Source organism: Empedobacter sp. R750 (assembly GCF_030324345.1).
In the GTDB taxonomy this organism is placed as follows: Bacteria; Bacteroidota; Bacteroidia; order Flavobacteriales; family Weeksellaceae; genus Empedobacter; species Empedobacter falsenii_C.
Genome location: NZ_JACAGF010000001.1, coordinates 76,759 through 92,623 on the forward strand (window position 1 = coordinate 76,759; position 15,865 = coordinate 92,623).

The 15,865-nt window shown below is 29.8% G+C and carries 16 protein-coding genes; 9 read left to right on the forward strand and 7 right to left on the reverse strand.

Annotation, left to right across the window (positions count from 1 at the left end):
• Positions 1–483: 483 nt before the first annotated feature.
• A complete protein-coding gene (locus HXZ74_RS00455; protein WP_115000800.1) occupies positions 484–1,368 on the reverse strand; it encodes a LysR family transcriptional regulator in 885 nt (294 codons plus the stop codon).
• 117 nt (positions 1,369–1,485) lie between these two features.
• On the opposite strand from HXZ74_RS00455, the gene HXZ74_RS00460 reads away from it, so the two are divergent.
• Positions 1,486–2,235 carry a sulfite exporter TauE/SafE family protein gene (locus HXZ74_RS00460; protein WP_038331736.1) on the forward strand — a complete coding sequence of 250 codons (750 nt, stop codon included), beginning with the start codon at positions 1,486–1,488 and terminating at the stop codon, positions 2,233–2,235.
• A gap of 955 nt (positions 2,236–3,190) precedes the next feature.
• Positions 3,191–4,312 carry a redoxin domain-containing protein gene (locus HXZ74_RS00465; RefSeq protein ID WP_286473379.1) on the forward strand — a complete coding sequence of 374 codons (1,122 nt, stop codon included), beginning with the start codon at positions 3,191–3,193 and terminating at the stop codon, positions 4,310–4,312.
• 1 nt (position 4,313) lies between these two features.
• On the opposite strand, the gene ybaK is transcribed toward HXZ74_RS00465, so the two are convergent.
• A complete protein-coding gene (gene ybaK, locus HXZ74_RS00470; protein WP_280061270.1) occupies positions 4,314–4,805 on the reverse strand; it encodes a Cys-tRNA(Pro) deacylase in 492 nt (163 codons plus the stop codon).
• 66 nt (positions 4,806–4,871) lie between these two features.
• On the opposite strand from ybaK, the gene HXZ74_RS00475 reads away from it, so the two are divergent.
• The 4 genes from HXZ74_RS00475 (at position 4,872) to tyrS (ending at position 7,105) form a co-directional block, all read left to right on the forward strand.
• The gene (locus HXZ74_RS00475) at positions 4,872–5,240 is read left to right on the forward strand and encodes a hypothetical protein (RefSeq protein ID WP_280061271.1); all 369 of its coding nucleotides are present in this window, start codon (positions 4,872–4,874) and stop codon (positions 5,238–5,240) included.
• Position 5,241: 1 nt separating this feature from the next.
• Entirely contained in the window at positions 5,242–5,544 is a 303-nt protein-coding gene (locus HXZ74_RS00480; RefSeq protein ID WP_280061272.1) for a hypothetical protein, read from the forward strand.
• A 21-nt stretch (positions 5,545–5,565) separates the two neighbouring features.
• Positions 5,566–5,700 (forward strand): hypothetical protein, encoded by a 135-nt coding sequence (locus HXZ74_RS00485; protein ID WP_260392460.1) that lies wholly within the window; start codon positions 5,566–5,568, stop codon positions 5,698–5,700.
• A gap of 202 nt (positions 5,701–5,902) precedes the next feature.
• Positions 5,903–7,105, forward strand: a complete 1,203-nt coding sequence (tyrS, locus tag HXZ74_RS00490) for a tyrosine--tRNA ligase (protein ID WP_280061273.1) — start codon at positions 5,903–5,905, stop codon at positions 7,103–7,105.
• A gap of 42 nt (positions 7,106–7,147) precedes the next feature.
• Here tyrS and HXZ74_RS00495 read toward each other — a convergent pair whose 3' ends face one another.
• Entirely contained in the window at positions 7,148–7,987 is an 840-nt protein-coding gene (locus HXZ74_RS00495) for a GNAT family N-acetyltransferase (RefSeq protein ID WP_115000789.1), read from the reverse strand.
• A 588-nt stretch (positions 7,988–8,575) separates the two neighbouring features.
• Here HXZ74_RS00495 and HXZ74_RS00500 point away from each other — a divergent pair.
• A complete protein-coding gene (locus tag HXZ74_RS00500; protein ID WP_115000787.1) occupies positions 8,576–9,901 on the forward strand; it encodes a DcaP family trimeric outer membrane transporter in 1,326 nt (441 codons plus the stop codon).
• A 15-nt stretch (positions 9,902–9,916) separates the two neighbouring features.
• Complete coding sequence (locus HXZ74_RS00505) at positions 9,917–11,299, forward strand: MFS transporter (RefSeq protein WP_115000785.1); 1,383 nt, start codon at positions 9,917–9,919, stop codon at positions 11,297–11,299.
• Between the two features lie 128 nt (positions 11,300–11,427).
• On the opposite strand, the gene HXZ74_RS00510 is transcribed toward HXZ74_RS00505, so the two are convergent.
• The 4 genes from HXZ74_RS00510 to HXZ74_RS00525 form a co-directional block, all read right to left on the reverse strand.
• On the reverse strand, positions 11,428–11,715 hold the full coding sequence (locus HXZ74_RS00510; RefSeq protein ID WP_019975917.1) for an HU family DNA-binding protein: 288 nt from the start codon (positions 11,713–11,715) through the stop codon (positions 11,428–11,430).
• Between the two features lie 132 nt (positions 11,716–11,847).
• Entirely contained in the window at positions 11,848–12,789 is a 942-nt protein-coding gene (gene fmt, locus HXZ74_RS00515; RefSeq protein WP_286473380.1) for a methionyl-tRNA formyltransferase, read from the reverse strand.
• Positions 12,790–12,791: 2 nt separating this feature from the next.
• Positions 12,792–14,654, reverse strand: coding sequence for a RecQ family ATP-dependent DNA helicase (locus HXZ74_RS00520; RefSeq protein WP_286473381.1), 1,863 nt, complete (start codon positions 14,652–14,654; stop codon positions 12,792–12,794).
• Positions 14,655–14,820: 166 nt separating this feature from the next.
• On the reverse strand, positions 14,821–15,102 hold the full coding sequence (locus tag HXZ74_RS00525) for a hypothetical protein (RefSeq protein WP_135836558.1): 282 nt from the start codon (positions 15,100–15,102) through the stop codon (positions 14,821–14,823).
• Between the two features lie 62 nt (positions 15,103–15,164).
• On the opposite strand from HXZ74_RS00525, the gene HXZ74_RS00530 reads away from it, so the two are divergent.
• On the forward strand, positions 15,165–15,842 hold the full coding sequence (locus tag HXZ74_RS00530; protein ID WP_286473383.1) for a hypothetical protein: 678 nt from the start codon (positions 15,165–15,167) through the stop codon (positions 15,840–15,842).
• Positions 15,843–15,865 lie beyond the last annotated feature (23 nt).

Consider the following 15,865-nt stretch of genomic DNA (forward strand, 5'->3'; position numbering starts at 1 on the left):
AATTTTATTGAGATGTTTTTTGATAAGAAAATATTAGGCCGAACTTTTCCATAGTTTGCCAAATAATACCTTTTTGATGATTTTAGTTTCTTAATTATAATATCTTTACTTTATACGATAAGATACCATTACTTCGAAAATTATAGACCAAAAAGATGAAGAAAATATTCTTAATTTCCCTTAAATGGAAAAATAGAAGACTACTAGAAAACTTTCTGTTCCAAATTTAATCAAATTGGAAATTTTTTAGAAAATGAACAAGGATTTTTAGACAGTGAAACCACTCTAGCTATTGTTCACAAACTACAAGGAACCGAATTAATCAGTCTGCTTGAAAATTCTATAGAAAATGAAACTATCAAAATTGCAAAATTATTGGATAATAGTATTTCATCTGAAATGGATTCTAATTTTTCTGTTTTAAAGAAAAGTCTTGATGATTTTGATATTGGAGAGTTTGTGTAAGCAAATTCTTTAATGATTTCAAATTTTCTCTTTTAACAAATTTAAAAAAAGCTCCATTGCTGGGCTTATCCATTTATTGGAATGATGAGCTGCAATTAAAGTAATATTCTGTTTAAAATCTTTAACAACAATTTCCTCAATTTTTCCATTTTTCAATTCATTAGTAACGACAAATCGCGGTAAACATGCGATTCCAAGATTATTCATGACACTCTGTTTGGTTGCTTCAATGCTCCATACTTCTAGTGTTTGACCTGTCATTTGCAGATTCTTTTCTTTTAAATAATCTCTCAAATAAATCTGATAAACTGCGTTGGGATCATTGTTGATGATGGTTGTTTTTTTTATTTGATTTTTAGTATTAAAATCACGTTCTGATTTGGAAAAATTAGGTGAAACCATCAAACCAATACTAAAATCTTTTATTTCAACAACATTAATCTGATTATCATAGCCAAACACTTGATAATGAATGCCTAAGTCTATTTCGTTGTGAACGACATCTTTTTGAATATCATAGGAATTTTTGACTTTAAGTTTCAGTTGTACATTAGGGGCTTTTTTCATAAATTCTATTAAAATAGGTTGAATGATATAAGTCAAAATACTGTCCGAAACCGAAATAGTTAAACTGCCTTCAATAATTCTATTTTTGGCGTTCAACAAACGAATTTGCTCTATTTCATCAAGAATATTTTTAATATGTGGAATAAGTTTTAGGGATTGTTCGGTGGGTACCATTCTTCTCCCAATCTTTTCAAACAAGGGAAACTTGATTTCATTTTCCAATTGCTGCATTTGATAACTAATAGCAGATAACGAGTAATTAAGTTCGTTCGCAGCATCTAGAAAATTACCTTTTTCTACAATGGTTTTAAAGCTTTTAAGTTGATGAATATCCATAGTTCAAAATTATTGAAGTAAAACTACAAATAATTCCGATTGTTTTAAGTGTTTGTGCGTTTTACCTTTGTCAAAAATAAAATGATGTGTCTAGACATCGTAACTAAATACTTCAAAATGATCGAATTTCTTACTTTAAATTTTTTATTGATATTAATTACATTTTTCGTTGCTGGATTTGTTAAAGGCGTTGCAGGAATGGGATTGCCTACCATAGCAATGGGAATATTAAGTATCATCATGTCACCACTAAGTGCAGCGTCATTGCTAATCATTCCTTCCTTTGTAACCAACGTTTGGCAATTATTTACTGGACCAAAATTTCTTGATTTAATCAAAAGATTTTGGGTGATGATGGTCGGAATTATTATTGGAACATTGGCTGGATCTTGGCTCTTAACAAGCATCAATACGCCTTATTCGAGTGTTGGATTAGGTTTAGCCTTGATCATCTATTCGGTACATGGACTTTTTGGTAAAGCATTTTCAATCCCTACCAGACTAGAGTCAAAATTATCACCAATAATTGGTATCACAACCGGACTTCTCAATGGCGCAACGGGAATTTTTACGCTTCCTGCAGTTCCATACATACAAGCGCTGAATCTTTCAAAAGACGACCTTATACAGGCACTTGGATTGTCATTTACAGTTTCAACAATCGCACTCGCAACAGGATTAGCGAATGGTGGTGTTTTTCAGATGGATAATCTTCTATACTCAGCTATTGCGATTATTCCTGCTTTAATGGGTATGTGGGTTGGAGGTATCGTTCGCAAGAGAATCAGTATTAAAACCTTTCGTATCTGCTTTTTCATCTTTATTGCGATGATTGGCATAGAAATTACGCTTCATCCATTTATATAGAGCTATGATGTTGAATAAGCTTTTAAGGGAAGTGTTAGGTTGTTTAATTTTTACTAAGGTTAAATTACTCATATTTATAGCATATATCTATTAGTGCTTAAACTTCTCAGCAAATGAACTTGAATTTTAGAGCAAAACGAAAAGCGTGAAAATTGTTTAATTTTGTTATTCGTAATCATATCGAGTCAAGAATGGAAACAGCAGAAGAATCAAAATTAAAAACAATCAGCTTTTCAGGAATTTTCCTGTTTTGTTTTTACAGATTATAGCGAAAAGTGCGTTCACGCCACACCCGAGCATACCTTGGTTTATTTGTATTCTGGAGAACAAGTGATTGAGGATAGAGATCGAAGGATTGTTTTAAAAGCTGAAAGTTGTGCATTTATCAAAAGAGATCATCGCTTGAAAATGTATAAAAAAATATAGGTGAAGAATTATACAAAGAAATTTCCCTTACTTTCAAACGAATTGAGGTTTTATCGTAGGTAACTTTCATTAAATAAGGTTCTACTTTACATAATGATAATGGAGATTGAATTTTTTCTTGCGCAAAAGAAGTTGATTGACTCCAAGAGTTAAAATCAGAAATAAGTTATTTTTGATAATATTGCAAATCATTTTTCTATTCATCAAACTATTTTCACTTTACTTATTCAAATAATCTGAAAGTGTTTTTTACCTAAAGGCATTCCAGGATCTATTCCTTGCGTGACTATACCATTTAATCCATTTTTATCTATTTTTTTGATGGACGAAAAAAGAAACCTATACAAGCAATAATCATTAAATTAAAATCAACTTAAAGATAACTGATTTACTGCGAAAAAGACTCGATAATTTCAAAAGTTAATCGTCAATTCTAATGAGAATTTAATGAATAGTTTTTTTGAGAAAGTAGAATTTTAGTTATCTTGTGGTAGTTTTTATTTATTAGTTTGTTTAAAATAAACGTTTTATGTTACGAATCTATTCGATATTAATAATTATATGTGGTTTTTGTTTTACAAAAGCTCAAAATTTGAATGTTGGTGCTCAATTCCCGATTAATAAAATTGAAAATGTCAATCAATCTTCAAACTTGAAAATTATTGTATTTACGCCAAGTTTATACAAAACGAATCCGTATGCGAGCATGATGACAACATCGCTGAATTATTATTTTGTGAAGAATTTGGCATTTTCGTCTCAAAATTCTCCAAAAATTGATGTGATTTATATCGTAAATGAAGATGATAAATGGAGTAAAGAACCGCAACAAGCGTTTGCTTTTAGCGAAACTTCGAATCAAAATAAGTTAGATGGAACAAAAGTATTTTATGATGAATCTGGAAAAATCTATAATGCAATTGGTTTGAAACCTTTTAAGCAAAATTCAATTTCGAATATAATTCCAACTTCTAATTCTAACAATGTTTTAGTAGAGAGTTCGATTCTTTTTTTAGTGGATAAAAACAATAAAATTTTGATGCGAGACAATGATTATCGTGCGCAAGGCGAACATCTGAAACCTTTGGAAAGATTGATAAAAAGAACGTCTAAAACTGATAATATAGAAGTAAATGTTACTCAAAATAAAACCTTGAAAGTTGGTGATAAAGCACCAGATTTTATCTTGAATGGACCAAATTATGATAGTAATTCAACGGAAAAATTATTAGATGATAAATCAACTTTTAAAGTTTTAACGTTTTATCCAGCGGCGTTTAGTGGACAAATTTTACCAGATTTTACTTCGATTGATACCAAAGCTGCAATGACTTGTGCTGCTCAAATTCAGTTGATTGATCATAATCCTTTGTTACAAAATGTGAAAAATTATGCGATTTCTAGTTCTACAAATCCGTTGTTAGAATTATGGAAATCAGCTTTGCGAACAAATAATATGACATATTTGAATGATGAGAATTATACAATTTCGTTGATGTATAATTCGTATAATCGTTTAGGTTACAACAATAGAGCGACTTATGTGATTGATAAAAATGGAATTATAGTGTATGCAAATCCAGATTTGACGTTTGAAGATGAAGCAAAATTTCCAACTATTTTAGAAAAAATCATTCTGAATAGTAAGTAAATTATGAATCAAATTGTGTAATATCTTCAAATTTAGCTTCAATCAAGTTTCCTAAATCTTCGGCATTTAGAATAATTTGCAAACCTCTTTTTCCTGCACTGATACAAATCTGATCTTGCAAAATTGCCAGTTCTTCTATGTAAGTAGGAAATTGCTTTTTCATTCCGATAGGTGAGCAACCACCACGAATATAACCTGTAACATTGAGCAAATCTTTCAACGGAAGCATTTCGCAGTTTTTATTTCCAGAAACTTTCGCAAACTTTTTCATATCAAGATGTGTGTTCGCAGGAATTACGGCAACTAAAAATGGTTCTATATTTCCTTTTAAAACCAAAGTTTTATAAATTCCTTCTGGATTTACACCCAATGATTTTGCAACATGCAAAGCATCAATATGTTCTTCATCAACTTCATATTCACGCAATTCGTATGAAATATTGTGCGTGTCTAAAATTCGGACTGCATTTGTTTTAGCAGTTTTATTACTCATTCTATAATAATTTACACAAAGTTAAAACGAAAAACTTTTTTAGACTATTTTTATAGAAAAATACCAATGACTTTAGATGAAATTATACGTATTAATAAATGGATTAATTTTTTAATTGCAGGGTTCGTATTTGTATTAGTACAATTCTATTTTAACTCTGATAATTATAAAGATGATTTGTTAATGAAGTATAGTTTTCAAGTTAGTCGTTATGAATTGTTACAAAAAACTAATGAGTCAGAAAATTTAGATCATTTAAAAAATGTTATTAAACAAACTAATATTGAAATAGGAAAAATAAAAACAGAGAATGAAAAAAGATTTTTTGATAAAAAGTTTATGATATCAATGATGCTTTTTTGTTTAGGGATTGTTTACTATTCTAAAAATAAATATTTTAAGAATAAAATTTTAAAATTAAATGAAAATATCTAAAATGAAATTTTTATACGTATTAACTTTTATGACAATATCTTTTTCTTCATTTGCTCAAAAATCAAATCCAAATTATGATGAAGCATTAGCAAAAGAGTTGAAAGGTGATGATTATGGAATGAAATCCTTTTTTTTTGTTATTCTAAAAACTGGTTCTAATACATCAACTGATATAAAAATGATTAATGAAAAATTTAGAGGACATTTAGATAATATTAATCGTTTGGTAAAAGAGGAAAAATTAGTGGTTGCTGGTCCGATGGGCAAAAATGAGAAGAATTATTGCGGGATTTTTATTTTTTAGAATATTGAATCGAAAGAAGAATTGGAAAAAATTCTACAAACTGATCTTGCTATAGAAGTCAAATTGTTGGATATCGAGATTTATAATTGGTATGGATCGGTTGCACTTCCTATTTATTTAGAGGCTTCGGATAAAATTTGGAAAGAAAATCCTTAAACTAAAAAATAATACTAACTTTGCACAACAAATGAAGTTTTTACAACACATATTACGTTTACCATTTTTTAGCACTTATTATAGTACAATATTTGCTCGGGTAGGCTATGTGTATACTTCGTATTAATTTTGTACGTAAAAATTTAATCATAAATCTACAAGCCCGAGCAGTTTTGCTCGGGCTTTTTTTATTAAAAAAATCATGGAAAATCTAAAAAAATTAAAAGAAAACGTTGCTATTTTTTTACCAGAAAATGGATTGGAAGAAAAATTAATATTAGCTGAAAAAGAAAATCGATCATTACGAATCAAGTTAGGTTTTGATCCTACAGCGCCCGATTTGCATCTTGGTCATGCTGTTGTGTTGAAGAAATTGAAAGAATTTCAAGATTTAGGACATCAAATTGTTATTTTGGTTGGAAGTTTTACAGCTCAAATTGGTGATCCGACAGGGAAAAATAAAAGTCGTCAACCGCTGAATGCAGAACAAGTTCAGAACAATGCAGAAACATACATCAACCAATTGTCAAAGATTATTGATGTAGAAAAGGCTGAAATTGTATTTAATTCGGATTGGTTAGATCAATTACCTTTTTCGGATGTTATTCAGTTGTTATCAAAAGTTACTGTTGCGCAATTGATGCATCGCAATGATTTTAATAAACGTTTCACAGAAAATACGCCAATTGCAATGCACGAATTAGTTTACCCGATTTTGCAAGCGTTTGATTCTGTTCAGATAAATGCTGACATCGAAATGGGAGGAACCGATCAATTATTTAATTGTACAATGGGACGACAATTGCAAGAAACCAATGGAGAAGCTGCTCAGATTGTGATGTGTATGCCACTTTTGAGAGGAACAGATGGAAAAGAAAAGATGAGTAAATCGCTGAATAATATTATTGGTTTGACGGACGAACCAAATGAAATGTTTGGGAAAACGATGTCTATTCCAGATGATTTATTAGAAGAATACATTGCTTTAGCAACTGATTTTTCTATTGGGGAAAAATTAAACTTAAATCAACGATTAAAAACAGATAATCCAATGTTAATTAAGAAATTAGTTGCAAAAAATATTATTACACAATATCATTCTGAAAAAGAAGCTGAGCAAGCAGAAGAATTTTTTAATAATCAATTTCAGAAAAGAAATGATGATAATCGAGTTTTTGAAATAATTGAAATTGATTCATTCAATTTTGAAAATGATAAAATTACATTGTTAGATGTTTGTCATCAATTAAAGAAAGATTTGTCGAGAAATGCGATTAGACGTTTGATAGAAAGCGGCGCTGTACAAATTAATGGAGAAAAAAAAATGGATGCTTTTGATGATTTTGAATTAAAAACCGAAACTAAAATTAAAATAGGAAAACGAGATTTCTTCGAGTTGAAGTAAATAATAAAATGAAAAAAAGCCTCTAAAACAGAGGCTTTTGATTTATAATTCTTTTTTCATTTCGTATTGTTTGTCGTACAATTCTAATCCCATTGATTGAATAAAATCATTTGTAGAGATTTCTCTTTCGTCAACATTAATCATCTTAATTTCTTTGTTCTTCAAATCGCTAAAAAGAATTGAAGCTAAATAACGATTTCGATAATCGTGATGAACACCAAATTGATAAATACGTGTATTATTTTTGTTGATAATTTTATAAGCAACTAAAATTCCATCTTCATAAATTCCATTTATTTGACAATCTTCGATGATATTTTTTACACTTTGAATATCATTTTTCCAAGTAGGTTTTATGTCCCAAAAATTTTCACTTGTAATCAAATCCAAATCACTAAATTCTACAATTTCATGTAATGGATTTACGACCAAAATAGGAATTCCTTTATAACTATTTAAAGTTCTTGTTTTTTCAAAACCACAAGCTTCATAAGCGTTAATTGCAAAATCATTTTTAGTATTTACCTCTAAAAATATATTTTTCACTTGTTGTTCTTTCAATTTTGGAAAACTAAAATCTAACATTTGTTGCGTGATTTTTTTTCCACGATGTTCAGGACAAACGCCTGTTCCACCAATATAAGCTGTTTTTACATCGTTATAATTTCTAATTCCATAAAGTAAAAAACCAACTAATTTTCCATCAATACTAGCACCTACAGAATAATCAAGATTGATATCTTCCATTTTTAATTTTCCCTGAAATTGTTCAGTCGAAAGGTTGATAGAAACGTAATAATTTTGATAAGAAAGATTATATAAGGCTGATAATTCTTCCAAATCAACATGAGTTAATGAGTGTATTTCAATGTTTGTTTGCATAGCTGTAATTTGCAAAGCAAAAATAGCCCCAACATTTAAGTTTTTTCTAAAAAAAATCTTAAAAAATTAGTAAAGATTGAATTTTATTTGAACTATGTAATCCGAATTTGATAAAAATATAATTTATTTAATAATATTGACTGAATAATTATACATAAATTTTAAAAATAGTGTAGAGGATAATAAATAGAATTAAGAAAACTTCTTTTTTTTATGATTTAACATAAGCTTATTATTGATTATGCTGAAGAAAATTCTGTAATCGATAAATTTGCATACATTTTTAAAACTAAAACTACGAGAGAAGTCTAACTTTCTCCTCATTTGTTGAAACAATTATTCTTCTCTCGATTTTTTTTGAAAAATAAGCCTCGAAGAATTCTAGTAAAGTGTATTTCGTACACTAATTAAAATGTCAAATTCTCAAAATTTCTTTCCAAAACTTATTTCAAAATATCTATTTCTCAAAAATTATTTAAAATTTTGATGAATTTAATAAAGCTTTAAAAATTTATCAAAAAATGATTAACGAACATTTGTTAGTTTTTTTCTTTTGATTATTTTAGTCGTTCAAATTATCACAAAAAAATGAGTAAAAATTTAACAAAATTGGCTTGTCTAGCTATATTTTGCAGCTATAGCTATGTCTCTGCTCAACAGAAAACGACAGATAGTGTGGTTGTAGAAAAATTAGAATTAATACAACCAAAAGAAAACAAGGACAAAGTTGATGTGCAGTTTTATGGATTTATCAGGAATGATATTTTTATGGATACGCGTCAAATGATTGGAGCAGGAGAGGCTTTAGTGCCGCTTTATCCAAAAGATCGTTTATCGGATGTAAACGGTGCTGATATCAATGCAGCTTCTAAATTTCACATGTTGTCGATTGTTTCGAGAGCTGGCGTTAATTTGAAAGGTCCAGAATTACTTGGGGCTAAAACTTCTGGTATTTTAGAAGGAGAATTTTTTGGAGCAACAGAAGGAGGAATCAACGAGTTTCGTTTGCGTCACGCATATGTGATGTTGGATTGGGAGAAAACGCAATTAGGGATTGGACAATATTGGCATCCTTTCGTTGTGTTAGAAGCTTTACCAAACGTTGCAAATTATGGAACTGGTGCGCCTGTTTATGCTTTGAATCGTAATCCTCAAGTTCGTTTAACGCATAAATTCACGGACAAATTTAAAGTTATTGCTGCTTTACATTCTCAACGAGATTTTACTCCAAATACAGAGCCTTTCCGAAATAGTGGAATGCCAGCGGCTCATCTTCAATTTCAATATAAATCACAAGTTTTTACTGCGGGAATTGGTGCTCAATATGAGAATCTTAAACCAAAATTATCTTCAGGAAATCCTCCCGTTAAGTCTAGTGAACGAGTTGAAAATGTTTCGTTTATGGCTTATTCAAAGTTAAATACAAAACCTTTACAAGTAACTGTTGCTGGATATTTGATGCAAGATGCGTCGTCTTTTGTACAACTAGGTGGAATTGTAGGTTATCAAACAAGTCCGACAGCTGTTGAAACATACAAACCGATGAATACACATAGTATGTGGATTGATTTGCAACAAAACTCAACAGGTAAATTTTCGTTCGGATTATTTGCAGGTTATGTTAGAAATAACGGTGTCAAAGATCCAGTAGAAGGAGCAATTGCATCAACATCTTATGGTGTAACGACAAATTGGGGCGCAATTTCTGCAACTCCAGGTACACGTACTGTAAATTATTTGTACAAAGTAGTTCCTCGTTTAGATCTTACCTTAAGCAAAGCCTTAAAATTTAGATTCGAATATGATCGTAGTACAGCGCAATGGGCAGATGCGACGATAAAAGGTACGGGAACCGAAAACAAATATTTAGCAAATAACAATAGATTTCAACTTACAACATTATTTAACTTCTAATATCACAAAAAAAACATGAGTACAAATACTTTAGATACTTCGCAAACAGTAGCGAAGAAGGATAATATTTTCCAAATTATTTTAGCATCATCTGTCGGAACCTTAATCGAATGGTACGATATGTTCTTGGCAATCATCTTGGCTAGTGTATTATCGACACAATTATTTCCTAACGATGGTTCGTCACATTTCTTAGAAACACTTGCCGTAGTGGTTTCATCATTTATGTTCCGTCCGATTGGATCATTAATTTTTGGAAGTATTGGGGATCGTATTGGTAGAAAATATTCATTCTTAGTTTCTTTAATTATGATGGGAGCAGCAACATTCTTGATTGGTTGTATTCCAACTTTTGATAGTGTAGGTTGGTTTGCTCCTGTTTTATTATTGTTTTGCCGCATTATGCAAGGACTTGCAATTAGTGGAGAATATGCAGGTGCGGTAATTTATGTCGCAGAACATGCGCCAGCAGAGAAGCGAGGATTTTATACAGGATTTATTCAAGCAACTGTTCCAATTGGATTATTATTATGTTTATCAGTTGTTTTCTTAACACAATCATTTTTATCAGAAGAGGCTTTTGCAAGTTTCGGATGGAGAATTCCATTTTTATTTAGTGGAATATTAGTGATTTTGAGTTACTTTATTCGTCAACGTTTACATGAAAGTCCAATTTTCGAACAATTAAAAAAAGAAGGAAAAACGTCTAAAACACCAATTAAAGATGCTTTTACAACGCCAGGAAATGTAAAATTGATGTTGAAAGCAATTTTTGGAGGAAATGCTGCTCAAAGTACAATTATGCAAACAACATTATTCGTAACTCTTTTCTTTTTACAAAGAGCGGTTAATTTACCTTACGAAACAGTTTTAATTGTTGTTTTATGTTCTACATTATTTAGTTCATTTTTCTATCAATGGTTTGGAGCATTAAGTGATAAAATCGGGCGTAAACCTGTTATGTTAGGAGGAATGATTTGTAGTTTTATCTTAATTCCATTATCATTTTTCTTGTACATGAAATTAGGAAATCCAGAAGGATTGAAAGAAGTTCATGATATTTCGAATTTAACGCTTGTCGGAATTGTTATTGTAAGTTTAATTACTTCAATTGCTGGTGCAGCAACTTACGGACCGCTTGGTGCATTTATGTTAGAAATTTTCCCAACTAAAATTCGTTACACAAGTATGGGATTTGCTCAAAATATGGGGAATGGATTTATTGGTGGAGCAACGACTTTTGTAACGGAATTAATCAAAAGTACGATTATCGTTTCGGCTGCTATGTCACCATATATAGGATTAGCTTATCCATTGATATTAATCTTTATTGCGATTTTAGTGAATTACTTTACAATTCCAGAAACGTACAAAACAGATTTAACAGAAGATAATTAAATCAATATTAGATAAAATGTAAAAATCCTTCAAGTATTCTTGAAGGATTTTTTTTGAAGAATTAATTAAATTTCAAGGCGTAAAAAAAATCCACTCAAACGAGTGGATTTTTTATTGTATCAGAAATATTATTTTTTCTTTTTTGTATCAACTGCTCCTGATAATTCAGATCCAGCTTTAAATTTAGCTACTGTTTTAGCAGCAATTTTAATTTCTTTTTTAGTTTGTGGGTTGATACCTGTTCTTGCAGCTCTCTCAGATGTTGAGAAAGTACCGAATCCTACTAAAGCAACTTTGTCTCCTTTTGCTAAAGCTTTAGTTACATTTTCTGTAAATGAGTTTAAGGCTTTTTTAGCAGCTTCTTTAGAAATTCCAGCGTCAGCTGCAATTGCATCGATAAGTTCTGATTTGTTCATAGTTGTAACTTTTTAAATTAATTTATACACAAATATACTCTTTCCCTTTATTTGTGCAAGTTTCAACGCAATAAATTTCAATAAAAATGCAAAATTTTATGAAATCGGTGTCAAAAATCAGTAAATAAGTACTTATTTTACGAATAAGGTATCCTCGTTTTGATGTCCATTGATAAAATCTTTGGCTGTCATACGGCGCTTTCCTTCGGGTTGAAGTTCTAAAATTTCGTAAACTCCTTGAGGTAGATTGATATAAAGGTTATTTTTTTGTAAAATTAATTGATAATCTTCTCCATCTACAACAATATCCGTTTTTAGACCAGCATATATTTTTAACGATTTGTAATTTTCGCCATTTCCAAAAGTTGTCCACGCACATGGATAAGGAGAAAGTCCTCTAATTTTGTTGTGAATAGCAGTAATTGAATCGTTCCAATCTATTTTACAATCTTCTTTAAAGATTTTTGGAGCATGTTTCAATTCTGTTGTTTCGTCTTGAGGACGCGGTTTTAATGAATCATTTTCTAAACCATCCAACGTTTTCACAACTAATTTAGCACCGATATGCATCAATTCATCATGAATTTTTCCTACATTATCATTTTCTCCAATTTCTACTTTATCAGAAATTAAGATATTTCCAGTATCAATTTTTTCATCAATTAAAAAAGTCGTTACTCCAGTTTCCTGATCACCATTCATTACAGCCCAATTAATAGGCGCTGCACCACGATATTGCGGAAGAAGTGATCCATGAAGATTAAAAGTTCCTTTGGACGGAATTGACCAAACAACTTGCGGCAACATACGAAAAGCTACAACAACAAAAACATCAGCATTCCAGCTTTTTAATGTTTCGATAAAAGCTTCGTCGCGTAATTTTTCTGGTTGAGCCAAAGGCAAATTATGTTCAACTGCATATTTTTTGACATCAGAAATATTCATTTTTTGTCCTCTACCAGACGGTTTATCTGGAACAGTAACAACTCCAACTATTTCGTGATGACTATTTGTATTGATTTCATTCAAAGATGTCGCCGCAAATTCGGGCGTACCCATAAAGACTACTCGCATTTTTATTCTATTAGTTTATAAGAATCGAATCCAATTGGTTGAACTCGCATTTCGTCTATCAAATATTGCAATTCTTCGACGATTTTATCTTTTGGCGAATTTATGAATTTTGAAAGGATTTCGGCTTGCGTTTTTGTACCTTCTTTCAAATATTCAATTAAATCAGATGAATTAAAGCTTTCATTTTGTTTTTTGGATTGACAAACATCACATTTACCACAATTTTGATCAGATTTTTGATTAAAATAGCCAAATAACAAACGTTCTCTACAAATAGTATTTTGTTCGGCATAATAAGCCATTGCTTGCAAACGTTTCCAATTATTCACTTGAATTGATTCGAAATCTTTCCACAATTTATTTTTAAACGCATTCGAATCACGCGGAACAAGAAATCTAAATCGCGCTAAAAATCGATCCGAATAATCAATAGAACCATTTTTTGCATATTCGTGCAAACTATTTCTAATGTCGCCAATACTCATGTGCAATTCAAACGCCATTTTACTCTCCGAAATCTCTCTATTATAAGTATAAATTCCGGGATAATGTCGTTGTAAATAATCAAAAATTCGGTTTTCATTCAAGTTAATCGAATGTGGTGAAGCCAAAATTTGAATGCTACTATTTTGTGAATAATTTTTTTGCTGAATGATTTCTTTCGTATTGAGAAATTCTAAAAATTGAAGAACCATTTTAAGATTTAAACCAAATTTTTCTGCAAATTTTGGAAGATCCAACTGATAATTCATTTCCGTTAATTCGCCTTCCGCCAATTGCAATTGACTAAATAAACAATTACCAATTTTGATAAAATCTTGTTGCGAAGGTAAATTCGCTTTGAAAATATTTTCTGCCTGAATTCGATCATCAGGATTGTATAAATAAATTCCATGCGATTCCTGTTCATCACGTCCAGCGCGTCCAACTTCTTGATAATACGCTTCTATTCCTTGCGGTAAATCGATATGAAAAACGGTGCGAACATTTGGCTTGTCGATTCCCATTCCAAACGCATTTGTAGAAACCATAATTCTAGAATTACTCAACATCCAATCTTGTTGCTTTTGTTCTTTTTCGTCTTTCGTTAATTTGGCGTGAAAAAAATCGGCATCAAAACCATTTTGACTCAAAAAACTAGCAATTTCATAGGTTAATTTTCGATTTCGAACAAAAATAATACTCGAACCAGGATGTTTTTTTAAATAATAAATCAAATCATTTTTCTTATCATTAGAAAGAAAAACATTGTATGAAAGATTCTCCCTTTTTAAAGAAGATTTAAATATTTCTGGTTGATTTAACTCTAATTTTTCTACAATTTCTTGCTGAATTTTTTCTGTTGCCGTTGCCGTCAAAGCTAAAATCGGAACTTTAGGAAGAATAGTTTTTAATCTTGAAATTCGATGATATGCAGGGCGAAAATCATGTCCCCATTCAGAAACACAATGCGCTTCGTCAACTGCAAGCAAACTAATATTGATTTGTTTCAATCGCTCGACAAAAATTCTACTTTGCAAACGCTCTGGCGAAACATACAATAATTTGATTTTGTTGTTTTGACAATCGTCTAAAATTTTTCCAATGGTATTTTGATCAATTTCATTGGTGATATATGCCGTAGAAATTCCTTTGGATTGTAAATTCTGAACTTGATCTTTCATTAACGCAATAAGCGGTGAAATGACCAATGTTAATCCTTCAAAAATAATTGCTGGAACTTGATAACAGATAGATTTTCCGCCACCAGTCGGCAAAATAGCCAACGTATCTTTACCTTCCAAAACACTTGAGATGATTTCCTCTTGCGGCGTTTTGAAAGAAGGATAATTCCAATACTTAAAAAGAATTTCTTTTGGTGTCAAATTACAAAGCTTTGTTGTAAATTTAAGTAAAATATGTGATTTTATGTTTAAACTTAAAACTTCATAAGTTAATTATTTTTTAATTGTAAATAATTTTATGCTTTTATAGCAAAGAAATTGAGTGATTTTTGGTTTTAATATTTAATGAGTTTATATCTTTTTTATATTATCCAATAGATATCCCATTATAATAAACATAAATAATTGAAATCAATAGGACTATAGATTCAATGATCCAAATAAATTTTATCGGAATTTTTATACTTATTATAATAAGTTGTTCAATTAATAAAATAAAAAAGAAAATAATTAATCCAAAAAAAGCGATTGTTCCACCCAAGGCATTTCCTCCATTATTATCAATAAAAAGATAGTTTATAGACATAAATAAAAGGAAGAGTTCTAAAATACTCAACACAATTAATATTGGTGTAAGTTTAAATTTCATTTTAAAATAGTTTCCAGAAATTACAAAGCTTTGTTGTAAATTTAGGTAAAATCTAATGATTTATGAAGACGATTTTTAGTTTAGTTATTTATATACTTCCAATTCTTCTTTTTTCTCAAAAAAAGGATTCAATTTATGCTTTTATAGGAAAAGTAATAGAATCAAATAAAGTAGATTACAAAGAACATTATGGTTTGAAAGATAAAATAACCAATTATTCTTTACAAATAGGAGATACTAAAAATGATTATCAATTAATTGATAAAGCTCCAATTTTAATGGATGAAATGTATGTAACGAAAGTAAAAGTGATAAAATGGTTGAATAATGATATTAAAAAAGATACAATAGAATTTGTTTCATTTGATCATTATGGTAAACCAGATTTTTTATCTGTAGAATATCCAATTTTATATTTAGGATTCAATAAGAAAAAGAAAGAATTCTATCAATACAAATATCAATTTGATATTGCTTATAAAATAAAAGAAAAATGGTTAGGAATTTATCAATTTAGAGATCTTTATATCACTAAATATCTAGCAAATGTAAAAACAGTTTCAGTTAATATTCCTTATAATTTACCTGAAAAATTCAATATTGATAATGAAGAGCAACGTGAAAAATATTTTCCAAGAGATTTTTATGATATTAAATCAAATAGAGAAGCTTTTATTCGAAAACTATATAAAGTTGAAGATTTAGCAAATGTTAGAATGAATAGTTTGACATTGAGATAATATTGAAAATAAAAATCAAAAAC